The 23,922-nt window shown below is 25.9% G+C and carries 20 protein-coding genes; 13 read left to right on the forward strand and 7 right to left on the reverse strand.

The features are described 5' to 3' along the window. Nucleotides 1-161 precede the first annotated feature (161 nt). Complete coding sequence (locus MBCUR_RS05425) at nt 162-527, reverse strand: hypothetical protein (protein ID WP_067091259.1); 366 nt, start codon at nt 525-527, stop codon at nt 162-164. A gap of 529 nt (nt 528-1,056) precedes the next feature. On the opposite strand from MBCUR_RS05425, the gene MBCUR_RS05430 reads away from it, so the two are divergent. From MBCUR_RS05430 to cobM, 10 genes are all read left to right on the forward strand, one after another. Next, the gene (locus tag MBCUR_RS05430; protein ID WP_067091261.1) at nt 1,057-1,611 is read left to right on the forward strand and encodes a helix-turn-helix domain-containing protein; all 555 of its coding nucleotides are present in this window, start codon (nt 1,057-1,059) and stop codon (nt 1,609-1,611) included. Nucleotides 1,612-1,791: 180 nt separating this feature from the next. Next, entirely contained in the window at nt 1,792-3,462 is a 1,671-nt protein-coding gene (locus MBCUR_RS05435; RefSeq protein WP_067091263.1) for an AMP-binding protein, read from the forward strand. Between the two features lie 198 nt (nt 3,463-3,660). Further along, nucleotides 3,661-4,215 (forward strand): helix-turn-helix domain-containing protein, encoded by a 555-nt coding sequence (locus MBCUR_RS05440; RefSeq protein WP_067091266.1) that lies wholly within the window; start codon nt 3,661-3,663, stop codon nt 4,213-4,215. Between the two features lie 172 nt (nt 4,216-4,387). Further along, nucleotides 4,388-6,073 (forward strand): AMP-binding protein, encoded by a 1,686-nt coding sequence (locus tag MBCUR_RS05445; RefSeq protein ID WP_067091269.1) that lies wholly within the window; start codon nt 4,388-4,390, stop codon nt 6,071-6,073. Nucleotides 6,074-6,543: 470 nt separating this feature from the next. After that, nucleotides 6,544-6,792 (forward strand): 4Fe-4S dicluster domain-containing protein, encoded by a 249-nt coding sequence (locus MBCUR_RS05450; RefSeq protein WP_067091272.1) that lies wholly within the window; start codon nt 6,544-6,546, stop codon nt 6,790-6,792. A 4-nt stretch (nt 6,793-6,796) separates the two neighbouring features. Continuing rightward, a complete protein-coding gene (locus MBCUR_RS05455; RefSeq protein WP_067091274.1) occupies nt 6,797-7,960 on the forward strand; it encodes a 3-methyl-2-oxobutanoate dehydrogenase subunit VorB in 1,164 nt (387 codons plus the stop codon). A gap of 138 nt (nt 7,961-8,098) precedes the next feature. After that, nucleotides 8,099-9,523 (forward strand): 2-oxoacid:acceptor oxidoreductase family protein, encoded by a 1,425-nt coding sequence (locus MBCUR_RS05460; protein ID WP_245637292.1) that lies wholly within the window; start codon nt 8,099-8,101, stop codon nt 9,521-9,523. Between the two features lie 25 nt (nt 9,524-9,548). Beyond that, a complete protein-coding gene (locus MBCUR_RS05465) occupies nt 9,549-10,328 on the forward strand; it encodes a restriction endonuclease (protein ID WP_067091277.1) in 780 nt (259 codons plus the stop codon). Between the two features lie 23 nt (nt 10,329-10,351). Then, entirely contained in the window at nt 10,352-11,494 is a 1,143-nt protein-coding gene (locus MBCUR_RS05470; RefSeq protein ID WP_084269530.1) for a site-specific DNA-methyltransferase, read from the forward strand. Between the two features lie 56 nt (nt 11,495-11,550). Continuing rightward, nucleotides 11,551-12,306 carry a precorrin-4 C(11)-methyltransferase gene (gene cobM, locus MBCUR_RS05475; RefSeq protein WP_067091280.1) on the forward strand — a complete coding sequence of 252 codons (756 nt, stop codon included), beginning with the start codon at nt 11,551-11,553 and terminating at the stop codon, nt 12,304-12,306. Nucleotides 12,307-12,357: 51 nt separating this feature from the next. On the opposite strand, the gene MBCUR_RS05480 is transcribed toward cobM, so the two are convergent. From MBCUR_RS05480 to MBCUR_RS05490, 3 genes are all read right to left on the reverse strand, one after another. Beyond that, on the reverse strand, nt 12,358-12,696 hold the full coding sequence (locus MBCUR_RS05480; RefSeq protein WP_067091282.1) for a P-II family nitrogen regulator: 339 nt from the start codon (nt 12,694-12,696) through the stop codon (nt 12,358-12,360). Between the two features lie 536 nt (nt 12,697-13,232). Further along, nucleotides 13,233-14,444, reverse strand: coding sequence for an ammonium transporter (locus MBCUR_RS05485; RefSeq protein ID WP_067091285.1), 1,212 nt, complete (start codon nt 14,442-14,444; stop codon nt 13,233-13,235). A 755-nt stretch (nt 14,445-15,199) separates the two neighbouring features. Next, nucleotides 15,200-16,633 carry an ATP-binding protein gene (locus MBCUR_RS05490; protein ID WP_084269532.1) on the reverse strand — a complete coding sequence of 478 codons (1,434 nt, stop codon included), beginning with the start codon at nt 16,631-16,633 and terminating at the stop codon, nt 15,200-15,202. Nucleotides 16,634-17,514: 881 nt separating this feature from the next. Here MBCUR_RS05490 and MBCUR_RS05495 point away from each other — a divergent pair. From MBCUR_RS05495 to MBCUR_RS05505, 3 genes are all read left to right on the forward strand, one after another. Next, entirely contained in the window at nt 17,515-18,000 is a 486-nt protein-coding gene (locus tag MBCUR_RS05495; protein ID WP_067091288.1) for a helix-turn-helix domain-containing protein, read from the forward strand. Nucleotides 18,001-18,542: 542 nt separating this feature from the next. Next, a complete protein-coding gene (locus MBCUR_RS05500; RefSeq protein WP_169805800.1) occupies nt 18,543-18,881 on the forward strand; it encodes a transposase in 339 nt (112 codons plus the stop codon). Nucleotides 18,882-18,967: 86 nt separating this feature from the next. Further along, complete coding sequence (locus tag MBCUR_RS05505; RefSeq protein ID WP_067091293.1) at nt 18,968-20,008, forward strand: site-specific integrase; 1,041 nt, start codon at nt 18,968-18,970, stop codon at nt 20,006-20,008. 197 nt (nt 20,009-20,205) lie between these two features. On the opposite strand, the gene MBCUR_RS05510 is transcribed toward MBCUR_RS05505, so the two are convergent. From MBCUR_RS05510 to MBCUR_RS05520, 3 genes are all read right to left on the reverse strand, one after another. Further along, a complete protein-coding gene (locus MBCUR_RS05510; protein WP_067091365.1) occupies nt 20,206-21,024 on the reverse strand; it encodes a DUF368 domain-containing protein in 819 nt (272 codons plus the stop codon). A gap of 302 nt (nt 21,025-21,326) precedes the next feature. Then, nucleotides 21,327-22,244, reverse strand: coding sequence for an Rpn family recombination-promoting nuclease/putative transposase (locus MBCUR_RS05515; RefSeq protein ID WP_067091296.1), 918 nt, complete (start codon nt 22,242-22,244; stop codon nt 21,327-21,329). Between the two features lie 794 nt (nt 22,245-23,038). After that, on the reverse strand, nt 23,039-23,818 hold the full coding sequence (locus MBCUR_RS05520) for a hypothetical protein (protein WP_157077681.1): 780 nt from the start codon (nt 23,816-23,818) through the stop codon (nt 23,039-23,041). Between the last annotated feature and the right edge of the window lie 104 nt (nt 23,819-23,922).

Genomic DNA, 23,922 nt, shown 5'->3' on the forward strand with positions numbered 1-23,922 from the left:
TAAAAAAAAAAGAAAAAAAAAAAAAAAAAAAAAAAAAAAAATGAAAATGAAAATGAAAATGCAAAAGTGAAAAAATTAAAAGGAATTAAAAAAGCAATAAAGAGATAAAAAGAGATAAAAATAGATAAAAAAGTGAAAAATATTAAAATAAATTTATAAATTTATAAATTAATATTACAACCACAGTGAGGTTCATCATCAGCAGGAACAAATTTCTTTATTTCTTGTAGTGTAATTGAGAGAAAAGAATAAGGTAATCCTGCTTCATTTTTTTGTTGTAAAACAGGAGAAACTCCCCTAAAATAGGTTTTTATATCTCCTGTTCCACCTATATCCATTGAAAGGAGAACATTAGAGTGTAACCCTTCAAAAAATTCCTGAATTTTCTCCATTATCCGAGTAGGTGACCTAATATTTACAGTTAGAAGTCCACCTTCCCTTGTTTTTAACCTAACAAGATTTTGATGCAATTCTAAAACTTTTCCATCCTCTAATTTAAATAAAACATTATCATCAATCTCTGGCATTCTATCACGTTTAGTGCATTTAATAAAATTTTAATAAAATATTTTTAAAAATAACTTAACTTTATTATACAATCCGAATTTATTATATAATTTATAACAAGTCTTTATTTAATAAGTCTTATATTAACAATTATATATATCTAATTATAAAATATAATTTTATATAATATTTTCCAAACAATTTTAATTGAAATTAAAAATAATTATGTTAATAATTTATATTTTTAATAAATTATGCTTTTAATAAATTATGTTTTTAATGAATTATATTTTAATAATTATTATATTTTAATTAATTTATATATTATATTAATAACTATTAAAATTTATATCATTATTGCTTATATTATATATCCTAATTTATATATTTTATAAAAATTACAGGATTTATAATTTTTCATGCATGATTTCAAAAAAAAAAAAAAAAAAAAAAAAATTAAAATAAAATAAAATAGGCTAAAATAAAATAAACTAAATTAAAATAAACTAAATTAAATTAAATTAAATTAAATTAAAAATTGGTGTTTTAATGAAAGAAAATAATAAAGACATTGGGACAAGAATTAAAGAATTAAGAGAAATTTATGAAATTAGTGCCAATGAGGTTTCCAAAGAGCTTGGTATTAACAAAGAAGAATATTTAGAATATGAAAATGGAAAAAAAGAAATTCCTGCCAATTTATTATATGAAATTTCATTAAAATTTAATGTAGATATGGGTTTACTTATTACTGGAGAAGAAACAAGAATGAGAATATTTACAGTTACAAGAAAAGGTGAAGGGTCTATTGTAGAGCGAAGAAAAGAGTATTCATATGAAAATTTAGCAGATAAATTTATTCATAAAAAAACAGAACCTTTTATAGTGACTGTTGAGCCAAACTCACATGAAAAACCAGATACTAATACTCATCCAGGTCAAGAATTTAATTATATTCTTGAAGGATCTATAAAATTTTTTATAAAAGAAAATGAAATAATTTTAAATGAAGGAGACTCAATTTATTTTGATTCAAGATATCAACACTCAATGAAAGCCCTTAACAATAAAACAGCAAAATTTTTAGCATTTATTTGTGAATAATTTAAAAAAAATATGTAATTATTTAAAAAAAAAACTAAAAAAAAAAGCTTTAAAAAATAATAAAACTAATTAAAACTAATTAAAAGCAATTAAAACTAATTAAAAAGAATTAAAAAGAATTAAAAGCAATTAAAACTAATTAAAACTAATTAAAAAACCATGTACTTTTTGAGGGAAAAAATGTCATCATTATTAAAAGAGTTTGTAAATAGAATAGAATTTGAGTCTTACGAAGATTTTAGAGATAATTTTCAATTTAAAGTTCCTGAAAACTTTAACTTTGCATACGATGTTGTGGATAAATATGCTGATAAAAATCCAGAGAAATTAGCATTTATTTGGTGTAATGATCATGGAGAAGAGCATAAATTTACATTTAAGGATGTTAAAAAATATAGTAATAAAACAGCAAACTTTCTAGTGAATTTGGGAATTAAAAAAGGAGATACTGTATTATTAACCTTAAAAAATAGGTATGAATTTTGGTTTATAATCATTGCACTACATAAAATTGGAGCCATTCCTGTTCCTGCAACACACATGCTAAAAAGCCATGATATTGTTTATAGATTAAACGAATCAGAAGCAAAAATGGTTATTTCTATAGATGAAAATGAAGAACTTATTAATGAATTTGAAAAAGGATTTAATGAAATAAATAGAGACATTTTAAAAGTTTCAGTAGGAACTAAAAGACCTGAAGGTTGGATAGATTATAAAAAAGAATTTTTAAATGAAAGTGAAGTATTTGAAAGAAAAAATGCTGAGCAGACTAAAAACCATGATGTGATGATCTTATATTTTTCATCAGGAACCTCTGGTGAACCAAAAATGGTTATACATGATTATACATATCCTTTAGCACATATCATAACATCAAAATACTGGCATAATGCAGTAGAAAATGGAATTCATCATACTTCTGCAGATACTGGATGGATGAAAGCTGTTTGGGGCGGTCTTTACGGACAATGGATTGTTGGAACAGGAGTATTTATTTATGATTATGATAGATTTGACCCATTAAAATTAGTTGAAAAAATAGAAAAATATCAAATAACAACCTTTTGTGCACCACCAACTATTTTTAGATTCTTAATAAAAGAAGATTTAAGCAAATATGATTTTTCGTCATTATCCTACATTACAACTGCTGGAGAGCCATTGAATCCAGAAGTTTACAAAAAAGTAGAGAAAATTTTTAATTTAAAACTTAAAGAAGGATTTGGACAGACTGAAACCATTATATCTGCATGTAATTTTCTTTGGATGGAACCAAAGCCAGGATCATTAGGTAAACCCGCTCCTGTTTATGGTATGAAGCTATTAACCAAAGAAAATAAAGAAGTAGATATTGGTGATGAAGGAGAAATATGTCTTGATGCTATAAACTCCCCACCAGGTTTATTTAAAGGATATCATAAAAATGAGGCAAAAACTAAAGAAGTCTGGTATGACGGAGTTTACCACAGTGGAGATACTGCTTGGAAAGATGAAGATGGATATTTATGGTTTGTAGGGCGAAACGACGACATAATTAAAAGCTCTGGATACAGGATAGGCCCATTTGAAGTAGAAAGTGCTGTTATTTCCCATTCTTCAGTCTTAGAATGTGCAATCACTGGAATTCCAGATGAAATAAGAGGACAAATTGTTAAAGCCACAATAGTCCTTGCAAAAGGATTTAAACCAAGTGAAGAACTTAAAAAAGATATTCAAAATCATGTAAAACATGTTACAGCCCCATATAAATACCCAAGAGTTGTAAAATTTGTAGATAAACTTCCAAAAACCATAAATGGAAAAATAAGCCGTGCACAAATAAGAAAAGATGATAAAAATAAAAATTAAAAATAAAGATTAAAAATAAAATACCTAAATTTTTTATAAGAAATAGCTAAATTTTTATAAAATGGATATATTGTTAATAAATTTTAAAATATTGTTTAACTCTTAAAATATTATTTAATTCCTAAAAAATATTGTTTAATTCTAAAATATTATTTAATTTTAAAAAATGTTTAATCTTAAAATAAAAAAAGTGAGTATATGAAAGAAATAATCAAAGACATTGGTAACCGTGTTAGAGAATTAAGGGAACTTTCTGATATTTCAGTTAATGAAATGACTAAAAAGCTTGAAATTGATTCAAAAAATTATGAATCATTTGAAAATGGAGAAAAAGATATTCCAGTAAGTATTCTTTTTGAAATAGCTCATATTTTAAAGGTAGATATGGGACTATTTATTAGTGGAGAGGAAACAAGAATGCATATATTTCATGTGACAAGAGCAGGGAAAGGCAGACCTATAGAAATGAGAAAAGGATATGAAGGGATTAGTTTAGCCGATAGATTTATTCATAAGCAAGCAGAAACTCTAATTGTTACAATAGATCCATTATATGACGATAAAGAGCCTGTTAGAAACTCACATATAGGACAAGAATTTAATTATGTTTTAGAAGGATCATTAAATTTATTGATTCATAATCAAGAAGTAATTTTAAATGAAGGAGATTCAATTTACTTTGATTCAAAATATGAGCATGCAATGGTTCCTTTAAATAATAAGCCTGCTAAATTTTTAGCTGTTATTATTTAAATATACTTAAATTTATTAAAAAATCTAATTTAGCCAATACTTAAATTTGTTAAAAGTACTTAAATTTATTAATACTTAAACTTAGTAATACTTAAATTTATTAAAAATATTTAATTTAAAATTCTAATTTTTTAAACTGATTTATTTAAAAATAAGTATTTAGGAGAAAATAATGTCATCATTAATAAAAGAATTTGTTAATAGAGTTGAATTTGACTCTTATGAAGATTTTAAAGAAAACTTTCAATTTAAAATACCTAAAAATTTCAACTTTGGATATGATGTAGTAGACAAGTATGCAGAGCTTTATCCTGAAAAAATAGCTATTGTATGGTGTAATGACGAAGGTGAAGAAGAAACTTTCACATTTAAAGACATTAAAGAAAAAAGCAATAAAATAGCTAATTTTTTAAGAAAAATTGGAATTAAAAAAGGAGACGGTGTAATATTAACCTTAAAAAACCGTTATGAATTCTGGTTTTCAGTAATGGCTTTGCATAAAATTGGTGCAATAGCTATTCCATCTACACATATGCTGAGAACAAAAGATATGATCTATAGAATAGAAAAAGCTGAAATTAAAGCCATTATAACTATAGATACTGATGAACTTATAAATACTTACAAAAAAACAGAAAAACAAGTTAAAACATCTTTTAAAAAAATTTTCATAGGTGAACACGATGAAAATAGAGAAATTAAAGGGTGGTATAATTTAAAAAATGAGATAAAAGAAGAAAGTATTGTTTTAACTAAAAAAGACTTAGATTACACAATAGAAAATAGTGATAAGTTTTTAATCTATTTTTCATCAGGAACAACTGGTCAACCAAAAATGGTTTTACATGACTTTTTATATCCACTTGGACATATTATAACAGCTAAATTCTGGCATAACATTGTAGAAGATGGACTTCATCACACTTCTGCTGATACTGGCTGGGCTAAAACAAGTTGGGGGCAACTTTATGGTCAATGGATTGCTGGGACTGCTTTGTTTATCTATGATTATCAGCGTTTTGATGGTTTAAAGCTTCTTGAAAAAGTGGAAAAATATAAAGTAACTACATTTTGTGCACCTCCGACAATATACAGATTTTTAATAAAAGAGGACTTATCTAAATATGATTTAAAAAGTATTACTTATGCTACAACTGCTGGAGAACCTTTAAATCCTGAAGTATATAATAAATTTAATGAAATAACTGGTTTAAAAATTAGAGAAGGCTTTGGTCAAAGTGAAGGTATTGTTTTACTTGGAAACTTCATTTGGGTGGAACCAAAACCTGGCTCAACAGGAAAACCTGCCCCTTGCTTTGATGTTGATTTATTGGATAAAGATGGAGAAATAGCCGAGCTTGGTGAAGAGGGAGAAATATCAGTATCAGTTAAAAATGGTTTTCCACCAGGATTAGTAAAAGAGTACTACAAAGACGAAGAAAAAACCAAATTTGCTTTTAGAAATAAATTTTATCACAGTGGAGATACAGCATGGAAAGATGAGGATGGTTATTTTTGGTTCGTAGGACGAAATGACGATATAATTAAAAGTTCTGGATATAGAATAGGTCCATTTGAAGTAGAAAGTGCTGTTATTTCTTATCCTGCTGTTCTTGAATGTGCAGTAAGTGCTTATCCTGATAAAATTAGAGGTCAAATTGTTAAAGCCACAGTAGTCCTTACAAAAGGATATAGTCCAAGCGAAGATTTAAAAAAAGAAATTCAAAATCATGTGAAAAAAGTAACTGCACCTTACAAATATCCCAGAATCATTGAATTTGTTGATGAACTCCCAAAGACTATTAGTGGCAAAATAAAAAGAGCACAAATCCGTGATGAAGATTTAAAAAAAGCTTAAATTTTTTTTAAAAAGTTTTCATATTTATAATTATTATTACTATTAATATTATTTCCATAAATTATTACTAACATTCATAAATTATTACTAACATTCATAAATTATTAGCTATATTCATAAATTATTAGCTATATTCATAAATTATTTTTCCTTTTTATATTCACTTTTTTAAAAAATTATTGATAAAATAATAAAATTTTATAAATATGTTTTTTTATTTAAAAGAAACAGCTGTTTAAAAAAAAACAATTTTTGAAAAAATATTTATTATAATAGAAACATATTTAATAATGAATAATTAACCATGCTAAATTTTTATAAATATAAATATTACTCTATAAAGATTAATTTAATTAAATTAAATATTAACTTTAGTAATAATTGCAAATTTAATTTTAAATACCCTATTATGAATAATTAAGAGTATAAATAAAAAAAATCATCTGAAATAATAAAATTAAGTGAAATATATGTCAGAAAGTGAATCAATACCTCAACCTTATCCAATTATACATAAAAACGAATGTAAAGCTTGTGAAAGATGTATTTACTTTTGTAAGCAAAAAGCTCTTGAAATGAGTGATGAACTAAACGATATAGGATATCAGTATGCTAAATATAAAGGTGAAGGATGTAATGGCTGTGGAGACTGTTACTACACTTGTCCAGAACCTTTAGCAGTTGAAGTACATGTTCCAAAAAAAATAATTAAAAGGTGATTAAATGGCTAATCAAATGGTTAAAGGAAATACTGCAGTAATTGTTGGGGCAATGTACGGAGGATGTGACTGTTTTTTTGGTTATCCAATTACTCCTGCAAGTGAAATACTTCACGAGGCAAGTAAATACTTCTCAATGCTTGGAAGAAATTTTGTTCAAGCTGAAAGTGAAGAAGCTTCAATTAACATGGTCTATGGAGCATCAGCAGCAGGACACAGAGTTATGACTGCATCATCAGGTCCTGGAATAAGTCTTATGCAAGAAGGAATAACTTTCTTAGCAGGTGCAGAACTTCCAGCTGTCATTGTAGATATTATGAGAGCAGGACCAGGTTTAGGAAATATTGGTCCAGAACAAGGGGATTACAATCAAGTAGTTAAAGGTGGAGGTCATGGAAACTATAAAAACATAGTTTTAGCCCCAAATTCAGTTCAAGAAATGTGTGACTTTACTATTAAAGCTTTTGAATTAGCAGACAAGTATAAAAGTCCAGTTTATGTTTTAGCAGATGCAGTACTTGGTCAAATGGCAGAACCTTTGGAATTTCCTCAAAAAGCTATTGAACACATTCCAGATAATAGCTGGAGTGTAAGAGGAAATAAAGAAACTATGGAAAATCTTGTCACGTCTATATATCTTGATTTTGACCAATTAGAACATTTTAATATTGAATTACAGAAAAAATACAAAGCTATTGAAGAAAATGAAGTTGAATACTTTGAATACCATGTCGAAGATGCTGAAATTCTTTTAATTTCCTATGGAATCAGTAGTAGAATATCTAAAACTGCTGTGGACATATGTCGTGAAAATGGCTTAAAAGTTGGATTGTTTAGACCTATAAAATTATATCCTTTTCCATATAACAGATTATCCGAGTTAAAAGAAAAAATAGATAATTTCATCTCTGTTGAAATGAGTAATGGGCAAATGCTTGAGGATGTTAAATTAGCCATTAAATCAGATGATGTTGAATTAGTGAATCGTATGGGTGGAAATCTCCTAAATATAGGAGACATTTTAAGAAAAATATCTCAAGTTAGTGGAAATAAGAGTATTTTAGACCCTAAATATTGTAATTTTAATCAAAATGATGACAATTCTAAATTCAATGGATTCAGTAAAGATGAAGTCAATAAAGAAAGTTTTAAAAGCATAATAGATTAAGGAGGTGAACTAATGTCTAATAAGAACACTAGATATGTTGAGGATAACAAAAATAATAATCATGATAAAAATAATGAAACTATTAAAAATTATGATAAAAAGAATGAATCTATTGAAAATGAATATGAAACAATAATAATGAAAAAATCAGAATCAATAAACAATGAATTTACAAGGGGAAATTCATTGAAAACAACACATTACTGTGGAGGATGTGGTCATGGAATATTGACTAAGCTTATTGGAGATGTAATGAGCGAATTAGGAATTCAAGAGAGATCTGTTATGATTTCTCCAGTTGGTTGTGCAGTATTTGGTTACTACTACTTCAACTGTGGAAATGTCCAAACAGCTCATGGTAGAGCACCAGCAGTAGGAACAGGAATATCTAGAGCAGAAGAAGAAGCTATTGTAATGAGTTATCAAGGAGATGGAGATTTAGCATCCATTGGTTTAAATGAAACATTACAAGCTGCAAACCGCGGTGAAAAAATAGCTGTTTTTTTTGTTAACAACACTGTTTATGGTATGACTGGAGGACAAATGGCTCCAACAACCCTTATTGGTGAGGTTACAATAACAAGCCAAAATGGAAGAGATCCAAATTATACAGGGTTTCCTATTCATATGTGTGAACTAATAGACAATCTTAAAGCCCCTGTTTTAATTGAAAGAGTCTCACTTGCAAATCCTATGGATATTCGATTAGCAAAAGTAGCCATTAGGAAAGCCCTTCAAATTCAAAAAGAGGGAAAAGGATATTCATTTATAGAAGTTCTATCTCCTTGTCCAACTAATTTAAGACAAGGTGTTAAAGGAACAGAAGATTTCATTAACAAGCAAATGAAAAAAGAATTCCCAGTAAAAGTTTTTAGGGATAAATCAAGAGATGTTGGATCAGTTTTACGAAAACAGTCTGATTTTTCTATTGAATCTCTTGATAGGATTTTTAATGTTGAAAGAGATGACGGAAAGTCAATTGTAGATGATTATTCATTTAATAGATTAAATGTTAAAATAGCTGGTTTTGGAGGTCAAGGAGTTTTAAGTGCAGGTTTAACCTTAGCACAAGCAGCATGTTTTGAAGAAAAATATGTTTCTTGGTATCCTGCATATGGACCAGAACAAAGAGGAGGAACAGCTAACTGTTCTGTTGTAATCTCTGGTCATCCTATTGGTTCACCAGTAGCAGACAATATAGACATCTTACTTGCATTTAACAAGCCTGCACTTGAAAAATTTATCTGCGATGTTAAAGAAGATGGAGTAATATTCTATGATTCCCGCGTTGGAGAATTTAAAGGATACAACAATATTGAAAACTACTGTGTTCCAGTTTATGAAATAGCCAATAAACTAAATGTTCCAAAAGCTATTAATACAGTTATGTTAGGAGTTTTAATGGAATATGGAAGAACTAAAAACAATATTCTATCAAAAGAATCATACATCAAAGGTATTGAAGAAACTTTTGCTTCTAAAGAAAAATTAATTGGCAAAAACATTCAAATACTTGAAGCTGGAGCTAAATGGGCTAGAGAAAACTTAGATTTTAAATTTTAATAGAAACATAAAATGAGGAAAAACAATGAATTATTGGACAAAATTAAGTGTAGATTATGCTTCACAAAAATCATACTTAGATGATTTATTTCAGATTTACCCTACAATTCCTGAGGGCATTAGAGATATTGATAATGAGTTATGGAAAGATGTAGAGACTTCTTTCAAGCTAAGAGATAATATAAATTTAATAAAAAATCTTTTAAAACTAGAATTATTTCCAATTAAAGATTCTTATGTTGCATTTTTAAGAAAATATCCAAAATCAATTGATTTAAACCCTAAAACAATTAACAGGTTGTCAAGTAGATTGTATGAAATGGGGTTAAATGAAATTTTTAACAAATCCACAGAGCCTAAAGAAACAAATAGACAAATGGGACCAAAATTCCAAAATTGGATTAATAAAGGGTTTTTAGGATTTGATTTAGTAAACTCTGACGAATTTTTAAAGTCAAAAGATGATGCTATTTTAAAAGGTTCAGATTTACAATTACAAAACTTTGCAGAAGAACATTTGAATTACACATCAAACAAAGGTTTAGATTTCATTGGTAGATTTAACAATGAATATGTAATTGCTGAAGCTAAGTTCTTAACAGATTTTGGAGGTCATCAAAATGCTCAATTTAGAGATGCAACTGCATTATTAAATGATGATTCAGTAAATGCAATTAGAATAGCTATTCTTGATGGAGTTTTGTATATAAAAGGAAAAAATAAAATGTACAAATACATTGAAAAAAATGATGACAAAATTATTTTAAGTAGTCTACTTTTAAGAGAATTTTTATATTCAATCTAAATTAATTAATATAGGAAAATAATATGATTTTAGATTATTCTAATAAAAAATCGAAAAATAAAATATTATCTAATGGGGATAATAATCTATTTAAAAATATTCAATTTAATATTGAGTATGATAACCTATTGGTTCATGGAGAAAACTTGAAAGTATTGAAAAGCATGCTATATAATTTAAATCTGAAAGGCAAAATTGACTTAATATACATTGATCCGCCATTTTCAACAAATAATGTTTTTAAGATTAGTGGAGATCGAGCAAATACTATTAGTTCTAGCTTAAATGATGAAATAGCTTACACAGACTCTTTAACTGGAAGCACATTTATAGAATTTTTAAGAGAAAGATTAATTATTTTAAAAGAGCTAATGTCAGATAAGGGATCAATATACTTGCATATTGATTATAAAATTGGACATTATGTAAAAATTATGATGGATGAAGTTTTTGGGATTGAAAATTTTAGAGGTGATATTGCAAGAATAAAATGTAATCCAAAAAACTTCAAACGAAAAGTTTATGGGAACATGAAAGATTTAATCCTATTTTATACAAAAACCAACAATTACACTTGGAATGAACCAAGAATTCCCCTTGATGACGAAGATATTAAAAAATTATGTTCTAAAATTGACGATAAAGGTCTTAGATATACTACTGTCCCATTACATGCACCTGGCGAAACAAAAAATGGACCTACAGGATCTAAATGGAAAGGAATGTACCCACCAAAAGGTAGACATTGGCGATGCAATCCTAAAGAATTAGATAAATTAGAGGAAAATGGAATGATTGAATGGTCTAAAAATGGAGTTCCTAGAAAAAAAGTCTATGCTGATGAAAAAAAAAGAAAAGGGAAATTATTACAAGATATTTGGACATATAAAGATTCACAAAATCCAAAATACCCCACTGAAAAAAATATGGATATGTTGCAACAGATTATTAAAACATCCTCAAATCCAGAGGATGTTATATTAGATTGCTTTTGTGGATCTGGGACAACATTGTTATCTTCTCAAAAATTAAATAGACATTGGATAGGTATTGATGAATCTGAAAAAGCAATTAAAGTTACAAAAAATAGACTTAATGAGATTCAAACGACCTTAGACAATTTAAAAATAGATTACAAATTTTTTGATTTAAGTCAAAAAACTTAGTACTCCATAATGTATTATCCTAAAAATAATTATTATTAATGATTGATTGTGAAAATATGAAAGGAAAAGTAATATTTATTGGGGCAGGACCAGGAGATCCAAAACTTCTAACTATTAAAGGATATGAAGCCATTAAAAATGCAGATACTATTATATATGCAGGTTCACTTGTTAACAAAGAAGTTTTAAATCATAGACAAAAAGATTCAAAGGTTTACAACAGTGCCCAAATGGACTTAAATGAAATTATAGAAATTGTAGAAAGAGAAGTTAAAAATAATAAAATAATTGCACGTGTACACACTGGTGATCCTTCAATTTATGGTGCTATTGGTGAACAGATTAGAGAACTTAAAAAAAAAGATATTGATTTTGAAATTATTCCTGGAGTAAGCTCTGTTTTTGGAAGTGCATCAGCTCTTGAACTTGAATTGACAATTCCTGAAGTTTCACAAACAGTTATAATTACAAGACCTGAAGGAAGAACACCAGTTCCTGAAAAAGAATCTATAAGCAGTTTGGCACAACACAATGGAACAATGTGTATTTTTTTAGGAATTGGAATGATAGATAAAGTTGTAGAAGATTTAAAAAAGGGTTACAGTGAAGATACTCCAATAGCTGTTGTTAAAAAAGCCACCTGGCCAGATCAAGAAATTATAAAAGGAACACTAAATGACATAGCTCAAAAAGTTAAAAGTGCAAAAATTACAAAGACTGCAATGATAATTGTTGGAAATGTGATAAATCCTGGTGATTTTAATCCATCTAAACTCTATGATGCTGATTTTAAACATGAATATAGAAAATAAATGAATCAACAGGCATGATTTTATTTTTAAAAAAAATAAGTTTTTAATTAGTTAAATAGCTTCTTGTCCTCTTTCACCAGTTCTTATTCTAATAACTTCATCAATCGTAGAAACAAATATCTTTCCATCCCCTACCTCACCAGTTTTGGCACTTTTAGTGATTGTTTCAATAACTTTTTCTAATTCTTCAGCACTTACAACAAGTTCAATTTTAGATTTGGGAATTAAATCAATACAGTAATTAGATCCTCTATAAGATTCTTTGATTCCTAATTGATGTCCTCTTCCTTTAACTTCAGAAACAGTCATTCCCTTAAATCCTGCATCAGAAAGGGCATTTTTTACATCTTCATATTTTTCTGGTCTAAAAATAGCTACCACTCTTTTCATAATATCACCTAAATAAGTTTTAATTCTTGTATATTATATTTTTTATAAAAATAATTTATATTATAATCTTATATTATAATCTTGGACAAAAAATTTGTAATTAAACATTATTTTAAATATTTTTTAAATACTACTTTACATATTATTTTATTGTCTTTATTTTGTATTTATTTTATAATATAATTAATTATACTCAATATTTACAAAAATAAAGCATATATACTAATATTTTATGAAATTAAAGAAAATTTAATTTAAATTATTTAATTTAGATAAATTTTTTTATAATCATTAATTAAAAAATTTCTGTCATGAACTATAATTATTAAATCATGACAAAAAAGGTTATTTCTAAAATTTAGATTATGATTATTATATTATTTAATTATATCATCATTAAAATTTAAAAAATATAAAAAAATTAAAACTTAAAATTTAAAAAATATAAATATTTAAAATTAAAAAAATAAAAAAATGGAACATATAGAATTAAAAATTAAAATTTAAAAGCATAAATATTTTTATCCATGAAGTATTTATAATCTGTAACCTACTTCTTCATGGACATGAGTATCTAATCCACCAACTTCGGCTTTTTCTTTAACTCTTAATCCTATAGTCATGTCAATTATTTTTCCAAGGATTAAAGTAGCAACAAATGCATAAACAATAGTTGCAACAACAGCTATTACTTGAATTAATACTTGTTGGGGATTTCCTGCAATTAAACCTGCAACACCACCAATAGCTGGAACTGCAAAAATACCAGTGGCAATTGTTCCCCAAATACCACTCATACCGTGCATTCCAAATACATCCAAAGTATCATCATAGTTAAATTTAGGTTTAATATATGTGACTGCAATGTATGAAATAATTGAAGCCCCCATACCAATTATTAAAGCACCTTTAACATCAACAAAACCTGCTGCAGGAGTAATGGCAACTAAAGCACAAATAGCTCCAGATAAAGCACCAAGAACTGTTGGTTTACCTTCTTGAATTGAATCTAAAATAACCCAAGTAACAAGACCAACAGCTGCAGCTAAATTACTCACTAAAAGAGCAGAGCCAGCTAAACCATTGGCAGCTAAACCAGAGCCACCATTAAAACCCATCCATCCAAACCATAAAAATCCAGCACCTAAAACGGCATATCCAAGATTATGTGGTAGGAGAGTCTGATCCCTTCTTTGACCTACTAAAATAGCTATTGCAAGAGCAGATAAACCAGAACACGTTTCTACAACTGTTCCTCCAGCAAAGTCAATAAGACCAAGCTGTTGTAACCATCCACCTCCCCATACCCAATGACAAATAGGAATATAAACAATACTCATCCAAATTGTAATAAACAATATCCAAGATGTAAATTTCATTCTTCCAACAATGGCTCCTGAAACAAGAGCAGCAGTAATTCCCATAAAAGTTAATTGGAAGCCAATAAAAACAAATTCAGGAATTGTACCATGTAAAGTATTTATTCCAATTCCATTTAGGAACAAATGCTCTGGAAAACCAATAAAACCATTCATTGTTGGACCAAAAGCAAATTGATAGCCATAGACTAACCATATAATACTAGCTATTGCAAAAGCAATTAACGTTAGAAACATGGTATTTAAAACATTCTTCTTTTTCTCTAAACCTGCATAAAAAAAAGCTAATCCAGGAATACTCATTAACAAAACCATAATTGTAGCAACAAGCACCCAAGAAGTGTCACCTGCACTTAAAACATTTACCATAATCATCATCCATAGTTGATTAAAAAACTTATTTAAATTTGCTTTAAAAAATAATTGAAAAAATAACGGATATAAACAATTAAATAACTAATAGATATAAATAACTAATATAAATAACTAATATAAAAAAATTAATATTATATTAAAAAAACTAGAGGAAACCCATTTCCTATGGATATTTTTTAAATTAATTATATAAATATTTTTACATTTTAAGAGGTGTCCCACAATTCAAAATTTAATTGATTAATTTTATTATAACGATTAATTACAATTTTATTTACTAAAATAATGCTTAATAAGTTATTAATTTATATTTAAATAATAATTTATTGATTAAATCAATTTTAAAGAGATTAATTTTTTTATGAAATTAAATATGGGACATCTCCTAAAAGCAAAAAAAAAGCATTTAAAAACCAAAAAATTCTTAACTTGACAGAATTAATATTATTATTATTGTTATTGTTATTATTATTATTATTATTATGTTTTAATTTATTTTGCTATAAATTGCAATTAAATAAATTTTTAAAAAATATAAAAAATATGAAAATATAAAGATACAAAAAATATAAATTTAGGGAAAAATTATTTAATTTGTTATTATTGTAGATTTATTTTATATTATTCTAATTTTTCTTTAAATTCGCAGTCTATGTTATTTTTTGAGAAGGCTAATGCTAAATAAATTGGGTTTTCATTCTTGTATCTTGTGTAATATTTTTTTTCTTTAATTTGTTTGAATGCTTCTTTTATGATTGCCTTTGTATTTTTTGTTGATGAGTATTTGATTTCTTAATTATTGTTTTGTCTTTTATTTTAAACACTGTGTCTGCTCTTCCAGAGTATGTTGTTACCTCTCCTTGTGAGTCAATTCCTAGTAGGTATAGTGCTGCTAAAAAGATTCCATGGTAATATTTCTCATCATCTCCTTTTAATGGATAAGATAGTCTGTGGTATATGTTTTCTAGGACTTCTATGAATTTTTTTGAATCTTTATTTAAAATGCTTGTGTATGTTTTGTTTTTTAATTCTTTTAGGTGACCATTACTTAAATTTGTGTAAGCCAAGATAATTTCATTGATTAGAGACTCCCTAACTTCATAATTAGGAATATCCAATATATACTCAGTAGCTCCATATTTTTTGCTTTTTTCTTTTATTGTTAGGTATCCTGTTTGAAATAGTAATGTTGTGGGGTGTATATTTTCTATTTTAAATGTGTCTAAATCATTTTTTGTTGCAACAATAGGTTCTATTATTGGTTGTAGGTTGTTTTCTTTTTTAAGTGTTTCCATTAGGAATGTTGGTGTTCCACTGCTAAACCAGTAATTTGAAAATTCTCTCTTATTAAATAAGAATAATGTTGAAAAAGGGTTGTATACTTTAGTTTTTCCATCCCAGCTGTAGCCATCATACCAATGTTCGATTTTACCCAATGTTTCTTTGTAGTTAAGGGATTCTTCATTTGCTAAGTTTTCAATATGGTCTTTGAAACATTCTTCTAGTTCTTTGTGAGTGTAGCCACAAATTTTAGTGTAATCTTTGTCTAGTGTAATGTCATTAGGGTTGTTTAGTCCTGAAAATATTGATGTTGACGAGAATTTGGATATTCCAGTTATAAAAATAAATTTTAAAAATTCATCATTAGCTTTTAAAGATTGATAAAAATTATTTAAAGCTTTTCTATTCTCATCAGCTATTTTAAAATTTGTTATATGATCTATAATAGGTTTATCATACTCGTCAATTAAAATCACAACTTTTTCTTTAAGTTTTTTATTAATTTTTTTAATTAGTTCTCCAAATCTCTGAGCTAAATTTCTTCTTTTTAATTCTATTTCAAATTTTTCTGAAGTCTCATCTAAAAAATCAAATAAAGAAACTTTTAATTCATCTGAATTTTCATAGTCCATAGATCCAAAGTCTATTTTAATCACAGGATATTTCTTATTCCAATCCCATTTATCATAGATATATAAGTCTTTAAATAACTCTTTGTTTGCTGAAAATAACTCTTCTAATGTACTGACTAGAAGGGATTTTCCGAATCTTCTTGGTCTTGAAAGAAAGTAAACTCTACCATTGTTTATCATTTTATGTATTTGTGGTGTTTTATCTACATACAGATAATTTTCATTCCGTAATATAGAAAATGATTGAGTTCCAATAGGTAATTTTTGCATATTAGTAATCTCCAAATTTTATTTGTTTTTATTTAAATAAATGATGTACTAATTCATTTAAATTAATTATATATTTGTTATAAAAATATAAATACTTTTCCAAATTTAAAATATTTAAATTATTGAATTTGAAAAACCATGTAAATTAGTCACAATGCTGTCAACTTAAGAAAAATCTTTTTCAAAATTATCATTAGTTTCATCAAAAGATTTAAATTGATTATATGCAAAGATTTCAATTTATAATATTTATCATGAAAATTATATTAAAAATTCCTTAACTTGACAGAATTGTAAATGTTCACCTAAAGACAATGGAAAAATACTTAGAATTTAGTTGGCATTTATCAGCCAAATTAAGGTAAGATCCAAAAAAAACTTTTAATTTTATTGGAATATTTATATTTGATTAAAATCCCTTCCAAAAAAGGAATTTGAAAGCTTTTTCTAAGGTATTTTTTATTAACCTACTTTTTAGTGCTTTTTTTAAAATTAATTTTTTTATTTTTCTTAAAATTGTATTCTTATGGAAATTTTTTTCATTGAACTACAAGATTTTTACATTTTTTTATATTTGCATGTTTGTATACTTGTATAATATATTGTCTTTCTCCTGGTGGTCTTTTATGGACTACTTTTTTGCTTTTTAGTTTTTGGTGAAGGTTTAAGGGGATTATTTCTAGTTGTTTTGTCTATGATATCATCTATAGCTTATAGAGATTCTCTGAAGTTTATCAAAACTTTCATCTAATTTCTTAAAATAAACATTAAAGCTCTTGGATAATTAGAAAATTAAAAATAAGTTTTAATTATAGTGTTAGACAAAATTTTTATAAGTAATAAATTTTATATATTTATATAATATATGGAGCTGTTTTTTTATGGTTAATATGGTTCAAAAGAAAGTTGCGGATTTTTTGTCTGATGATGAGTTAGAAGAAACTATAAAGAACAATAAAAAGAATTGTAAATTGTTTCAAAAGCTAATTTTTATTAGAGCTGTTAAGAAAGGTTATAAAGTTTCTGATGCTTGTGATTTTTTACAAATAAGTGAACCTACAGGACATAGATGGTTAGATAACTACAATGAAAAAGATTTAGCTGGATTAAGTCCTAATTATGAAAAGGTCGGTAGACCTTCCAAGATGTCAGAGGAAAATAAAGAAGAATTTTTTAAAATAATTGAAAATGAAGATAATTTAACACCTCAAAGAGCTCATTCAATCATTAAAAATAGATATAACCTCAATTACTCCATAAGACATGTTTGTAGGATTGTTGAAAGTGGAGGATATAATTATGGTAAAGCTTATCAAATATTTTCACAAAAACCTGATAATGCTGATAAAGAGCTAAAAAAAACTTAAAAGACGTAGATTCTGAAAAAAATATATTAAGTTATTTAGATGAAGTAGGATATTCAAATAAATGCTATTCAAGGAAAACATACTATAAAAAAGGAACAAAAAACATTACTATAAGAAATGGCGAATATCTCCCATTAAATGGCTTTGGATTTCAAACTAAAAGCGGAAACTCCATAATAAAATTCAAATCCACCTCAAAAACATTTGACATAATAACATTCCTTGTAAAATCCGCATTTATAATATGGAAAAAAAAGAAACAGCTGCCAATTACAACTTTTAGTAAACTACCATGAAAAAATTCTTAAAAATATTAGAAATAAAAAAATTAGAAAACAAGATATTAAAAAAACAGATGCTAAAAAACAAATAATAGAACAAAAAAGACAAACATTAAACCACACAATCAATAACTTAGCAAACGAAGAAACCACTAATTCATTTGAAGAATACAAAAAAGCAGGAAAACTCGATGAATTAATAGACCTAAACAACATAGAAAAAAGAAATTGATGACAAAAAACTACTTAAATATCAAAAAAATGAAAGAAAAAAAGAAACAGAATGAAAAATCTAATTTACATAACTTTGTTTCTAACTTAACAGAAAAAGAATGGGTTAAAGATTTCAAAAAAGAAAAAAGAATAGTGATTGTCTTAGACAATGCAAAAATTCATAGAGCCACTCTCACTAAAAAAGTTGCAAAAATACTAAATATTAAATTAGTATTTTTAGAAAAATATTCTTCAGATATAAACCCTATAGAAAGAGTATGGTACTCTGTAAAGCATAAATTATCCACAAAATATATCGAAAATGATACTTATTTAAAAGAACTATTTAAACATTATTTCTACATTTACACAACAAAAAACTCGTAAAATTAAAAATACAAATATAAATCACATTACTTAAAAAAATTTTTGTCTTTCACTATATTTTACATTAATTAAATATTAATAATAATATGTATTTTAAAAGATTTATAAAAATAAGAAATTTAAAATTAACTACAATAAAAAGTTATGAAGTTGTTTTAAAAGAATATTGTAAGTTATTTTCTAAAGATTTAGAAGAAATACTTTTTGAAGATAAAAATGATTTAAAAATAAGATTAATTCAATATCGAAATTATTTAATAGATAAAAAATTAGCTACAAACACTATTAAAATGAGAATGTCTAAGATTAAAACATTTTACAAACATTATGATATTAAAATTCCTCAAATTCCCAAAGTCCAACTCAATGAAATACATGAAGGATTTGAGGAAATGATAAAAAAAGAAGATGTTGAAACAATTCTTAAATCATTGAATAATTTAAAGTATAAAGCTATTATTTTATTTATATTAAGTAGTGGAAGTTCAATACATGAAACAATGAATTTAAGTTTGAAAAGCTTTTTTAAAGGATTTAATATAAGTTGTGATGAAAATATTAATGTATTACTTAAAAAATTAGAAAAAACAGATAAAATTCCAATAATACAAAAGATAAGAGAAAAAACAAACTATCTTTATTATACCTGTTGTTCAATTGAAGCCACAGAAAAAATAATATCTTACATTAAAGAAAATGAATATGAATCATTTGAGGATAAGCTATTTAAAGGAAAAAAAGAATCTATAATCAATTATTTCTATCACTTAAATAAAAAACACAATTTTCCAATGATAAACAACCACAGTTATTTCCACAGCCATGGTTTAAGGAAACTTAATGCAACTACAATTGAAGATCTTGATTTTGCAAATATAATTCAAGGCAGAAAACCAAATAAAATCGTTGAAAGCTATTTTAAAATAAATCCAAAAAGAGTAAAAGAAAAGTACATTAAACACCTAAAAAGCTTAACAATATTTCCAGATGAAGAGCTTGAAAAGTTCTTAAAAGACAATTTAAAAGATGATGAAAGAACAGTATTGAATAAAGAGTTAATAAGTGAAATTAAAAAGACAAATGAAAAATTAGATAAAATTATAGCTATTTTAGAAAAACATGCATAAAATAGCTATTGTTTTTTAATTTCAAAAAAATCATATTATATTATGATACCTGCTTTTTGACAATATAATTATCTATCCATTTTTCGACAAAAGATATTTCATCAACTATTATGGAATATTTTACCAATTTCATCTTTTATTATCAAACAATTTTTTTTAATTTTAAAGGTTTTTTATTTAAATATATTTAATTTTATTTATTCAATATGTTTGAACTTCATTTCAAGTAAAACAATTAAAGCAAAGCCAATGATAACTAATATTATGCAAATAGCTATATCAAATGGGGATCCTCCGATAGTAGTTGTTATCTGGTCAAATGGAATTCTAAGTGTTCCTATCATAACTCCTATTAAGAGAGCAAGAGTTATTTCTTCGTGATGCTGTAATAGATAATCTAACAATTTTGAAAATCCTAAAATTCCAATTAGTGCACCTAAACAGAATGTAATGATTTCAACCCAGCTAAAAGAGTTTAATGCATTTAACATATAATGATATTGACCTAATAGCAATAAGATAAAAGCTCCTGAGATTCCTGGAAGAATCATAGCACATATAGCTATCATTCCTGAGAAAAACAATATTGGTAAAGTATGATTGGTAGCTACTGGATTTAAACCAACGAATATATAAGCTAGTATAAATCCAATTACGGACACTAAAATTATTTTAGGTGAGAAATGGACGACTTGAGTGTATAAAACATAGGAAGATGCCACTATCAGCCCTAAAAAGAATGCAAAAGTGAATGCAGTATATTCATTAAGTAGGAATCCAATTACTTTGGAAAGTGTTAACATTGCAATAGCTATTCCTAAAAGAAGTGGTACAAATAGCTGAAAATCAATTTCATCTAAGAAATTCTTCTTAAATAATGAAAAATCACCTTTAATAAGAGGTTTAACGAATGAAAAGTTTATTTTCCCAATAGCATGTACAAGTCTTTCATATATTCCAGTAATTAAAGCAATTGTTCCCCCAGAAACTCCAGGGATAATATCAGCAGACCCCATAAACAATCCACGAACAAATATAAGTAATGGTTCTATAAATTTATTTATCATAACAACTTCCTTTTAATTTATTATGCTATCTTATTTTATATTTTAACTTATTCTATTTAAATGCTGTTATATATTTTAGATTTACTTAAGTTTTATAGAATTCTTAAGTAGTATATTCTACTATAGTGATAAAGCAATCAATAAACTTGTATTGTTTTATTTTTCTGTTTAAGTTTTTTAGCTATTAATTTTACATGCAAAAAAAACTTTTAAAATATAAAAAATTTTTTATCTTACACAATATAATTTTTTTATATGTTTTTAATTTCTTCAATTGAAAGACCAGTGTATTGTCTTATTTTTTCATAAGGAATGTTATCTTCTTTCATTTTACGAGCATTTTCTATTTTTTCTTCTTCTTTACCTAATTTCATTCCCTCTTCTTTTGTGTAGTGTATGTGTCCTAGATATTCTCTTTTTATTTGTTCTATTCTTTCATATTCCCTATATTCTTCTGGCGTTCGTATTACTTCTATTGCTCTGTCATGTACATTTTTTATTTGGGAGTTCATTTTTATCACTTTTTTTACTATTTTTTTGTTGAAATGTTCTTGGTTAAGGTATATTAACCATTGGTGCAGTTCGTTGTTGTATTCTATTTGGATATCAGAGGTTTTAATATTTTGTATGTAGGTTTTTAAGTCTAAGTTTATAATTTTTAGTTTGTCTGTGTATACTTCACCTTGTGTATTATTATCTGTATTTTCCATAATATTAAACTTTCGGTTGAACTTTTGCTTGTATTTTTTACTTTTTGATATTTTGAATGTTGTAATTAGTATTAGTGTATGTTTATTTACATTTTCAGGTATGAGTAGTGTTCCTTTTTTTATTGATCTTGAGAATTCGGAGGTTAGGTAGTGTAGCTTGTTTAGTTTAAAATCTGGTGTCTTGAATTGTTGCATTTCTATTATGTAGATGTTCTTGTTTTCGTCTTTGACTTTTAAATCTAATATACTGATTTTTAGTCCCTGGATTTCGGGCATTATTATTTTACTTTCTAATATTTCAATCATTTTGACTAATGATTCTTTGTTTGCTTTTAGGTTTGCATTTATCAGTCCTTTAAGCTGTTCTTCACATCCCTCTTCTCCAAAGGTTTTTTTAAAGAGAAAGTCATTTAAAGGATTATAATTCCATGTATTTTGATTTGTTTTTTCTAGTTTCATGTTTTTACCGTTTTATTATTAATTGTAGTGAATAACAATGAAATAGCTATTGTTACCAATTTTAAGATAAAAATGCAATTAAAATATTATTAAAAAATTATTAGAAAATTAATTACTAACAAACTATTTTTCTCTATTTTATACTTATTTTATTAAATAATATATAAATTTTATTTGTATTTGATAAAATAGTTCAACTAAAAGCTTAAATAATTATTAAAAAATAAAAAAAGCATAAAAAAATAAAAAAACTAGTAAAAAACAAAAAAATTAATAAAAAATAAAAAAAAGTAAAAAAAATCATTAAATAAAACAGTAAACTTACTGGAGATTTAGCTATTTTAAAATATTCAAAATCGAGAACTTTAGTTTTTATTCATATGATAGAATTTTTATTGAATTCTGTGAAAAATTTATGGCAAAATCACAAACAGATTTAGTGCCTCAATTTTTAGTAAATAAAATTAAAAAAAGCATTTTTATTCTGATGAACGCTTTGTGCAATGTTAGGTTTCGTGTTATTAAAAATGGATATTATATGTCTCAATCCTTATTAGTAGAACATTTGCGCAATAAAACACACATTTACCTTCTGATTTTGGAAAATTCAATGACATTTTCTAATCTCCATATATTAACCTATATATCTACATATAAATGTTAAATTAAATGATAATCTAAAATCCATTTTCTAAAATAATAGCTATTTTTTAAAATAGCTATTGATCAAAGAGCTATATAGAAAATTTTGATTTTAATTTTGAAAAGTTTATTTAATTTAGTAAATTATTTAGCTAAAAAGCTATTGTTTGTAATTTATAGAGTTTTTTATTCTCATAACCATCACCAAGTAAAAATGATTTATATAAAATTAATTTAGGTAAAATTTCACCAGATTGAGATGAACCAGCATCTTGCCAAGATTTAAATTCTGAAACTTCATTATTTTCATATTCATAATGAGGGTAATCATAGTAATAAGATCCACAATCACATTCATCAGTTATATCAAAACAATATTCGCCTATACATTTAGAACAATATTCTTGTGGATCCTCTACTGCACATGATTCACTATCACAATAGCTAAATAGTTTTTTAGAGGTATTATATTCTACAAGAACTAATGTATGTGCCTTTAAAACTTTTTCGTCATTGTTTTTGACAAACATAACAAGATTTGTAATGTTAATAGACTTTGGGATTTTTAATGTAAGATTGAATTCCTGTAAAGCAGAGTGTTCCTGAGAACCCTTTTTAAGATATACAACTTCAATACTAGAATCTCTTGAGTAAATTTCAACATATGAATCAAATTTTTCTTCAACTAAACCCGTTAAAATATAATAATTATATTTATTTGTATCATTAAAACCATAATCAAAAAGACCAAAATAATCTAAATCATGGTGAGAAATAAATAAATATGGACTATAAACCTCTTCAATATTTTCAAAGATATCTGGAGATTTTTCAAAGATATTCGAGTTATTTGTTACATTTCCATTAACACAACCAATAGACATAGCTATTAAAATAAAAATTAAAAGAATATAAAGTTTTTTTAAATTCATATACATCAACCACCAAAAAAAATGATAATAATTACAGTGATAATAATTTATAATAATAGTTATAATAGATTTTACAAGACCTAATTCCCATCGCAACCCTTGTT

It is taken from the genome of Methanobrevibacter curvatus (assembly GCF_001639295.1).
Lineage (GTDB): Archaea > Methanobacteriota > Methanobacteria > Methanobacteriales > Methanobacteriaceae > Methanoflexus > Methanoflexus curvatus.

Coding starts and splice junctions, on each gene's coding strand:
- MBCUR_RS05425 (WP_067091259.1), bottom strand. CDS start 527: ATGCCAGAGATTGATGATAATGTTTTATTTAAATTAGAGGATGGAAAA.
- MBCUR_RS05430 (WP_067091261.1), top strand. CDS start 1,057: ATGAAAGAAAATAATAAAGACATTGGGACAAGAATTAAAGAATTAAGA.
- MBCUR_RS05435 (WP_067091263.1), top strand. CDS start 1,792: ATGTCATCATTATTAAAAGAGTTTGTAAATAGAATAGAATTTGAGTCT.
- MBCUR_RS05440 (WP_067091266.1), top strand. CDS start 3,661: ATGAAAGAAATAATCAAAGACATTGGTAACCGTGTTAGAGAATTAAGG.
- MBCUR_RS05445 (WP_067091269.1), top strand. CDS start 4,388: ATGTCATCATTAATAAAAGAATTTGTTAATAGAGTTGAATTTGACTCT.
- MBCUR_RS05450 (WP_067091272.1), top strand. CDS start 6,544: ATGTCAGAAAGTGAATCAATACCTCAACCTTATCCAATTATACATAAA.
- MBCUR_RS05455 (WP_067091274.1), top strand. CDS start 6,797: ATGGCTAATCAAATGGTTAAAGGAAATACTGCAGTAATTGTTGGGGCA.
- MBCUR_RS05460 (WP_245637292.1), top strand. CDS start 8,099: ATGAAAAAATCAGAATCAATAAACAATGAATTTACAAGGGGAAATTCA.
- MBCUR_RS05465 (WP_067091277.1), top strand. CDS start 9,549: ATGAATTATTGGACAAAATTAAGTGTAGATTATGCTTCACAAAAATCA.
- MBCUR_RS05470 (WP_084269530.1), top strand. CDS start 10,352: ATGATTTTAGATTATTCTAATAAAAAATCGAAAAATAAAATATTATCT.
- cobM (WP_067091280.1), top strand. CDS start 11,551: ATGAAAGGAAAAGTAATATTTATTGGGGCAGGACCAGGAGATCCAAAA.
- MBCUR_RS05480 (WP_067091282.1), bottom strand. CDS start 12,696: ATGAAAAGAGTGGTAGCTATTTTTAGACCAGAAAAATATGAAGATGTA.
- MBCUR_RS05485 (WP_067091285.1), bottom strand. CDS start 14,444: ATGGTAAATGTTTTAAGTGCAGGTGACACTTCTTGGGTGCTTGTTGCT.
- MBCUR_RS05490 (WP_084269532.1), bottom strand. CDS start 16,633: ATGCAAAAATTACCTATTGGAACTCAATCATTTTCTATATTACGGAAT.
- MBCUR_RS05495 (WP_067091288.1), top strand. CDS start 17,515: ATGGTTAATATGGTTCAAAAGAAAGTTGCGGATTTTTTGTCTGATGAT.
- MBCUR_RS05500 (WP_169805800.1), top strand. CDS start 18,543: ATGAAAGAAAAAAAGAAACAGAATGAAAAATCTAATTTACATAACTTT.
- MBCUR_RS05505 (WP_067091293.1), top strand. CDS start 18,968: ATGTATTTTAAAAGATTTATAAAAATAAGAAATTTAAAATTAACTACA.
- MBCUR_RS05510 (WP_067091365.1), bottom strand. CDS start 21,024: ATGGGGTCTGCTGATATTATCCCTGGAGTTTCTGGGGGAACAATTGCT.
- MBCUR_RS05515 (WP_067091296.1), bottom strand. CDS start 22,244: ATGAAACTAGAAAAAACAAATCAAAATACATGGAATTATAATCCTTTA.
- MBCUR_RS05520 (WP_157077681.1), bottom strand. CDS start 23,818: ATGAATTTAAAAAAACTTTATATTCTTTTAATTTTTATTTTAATAGCT.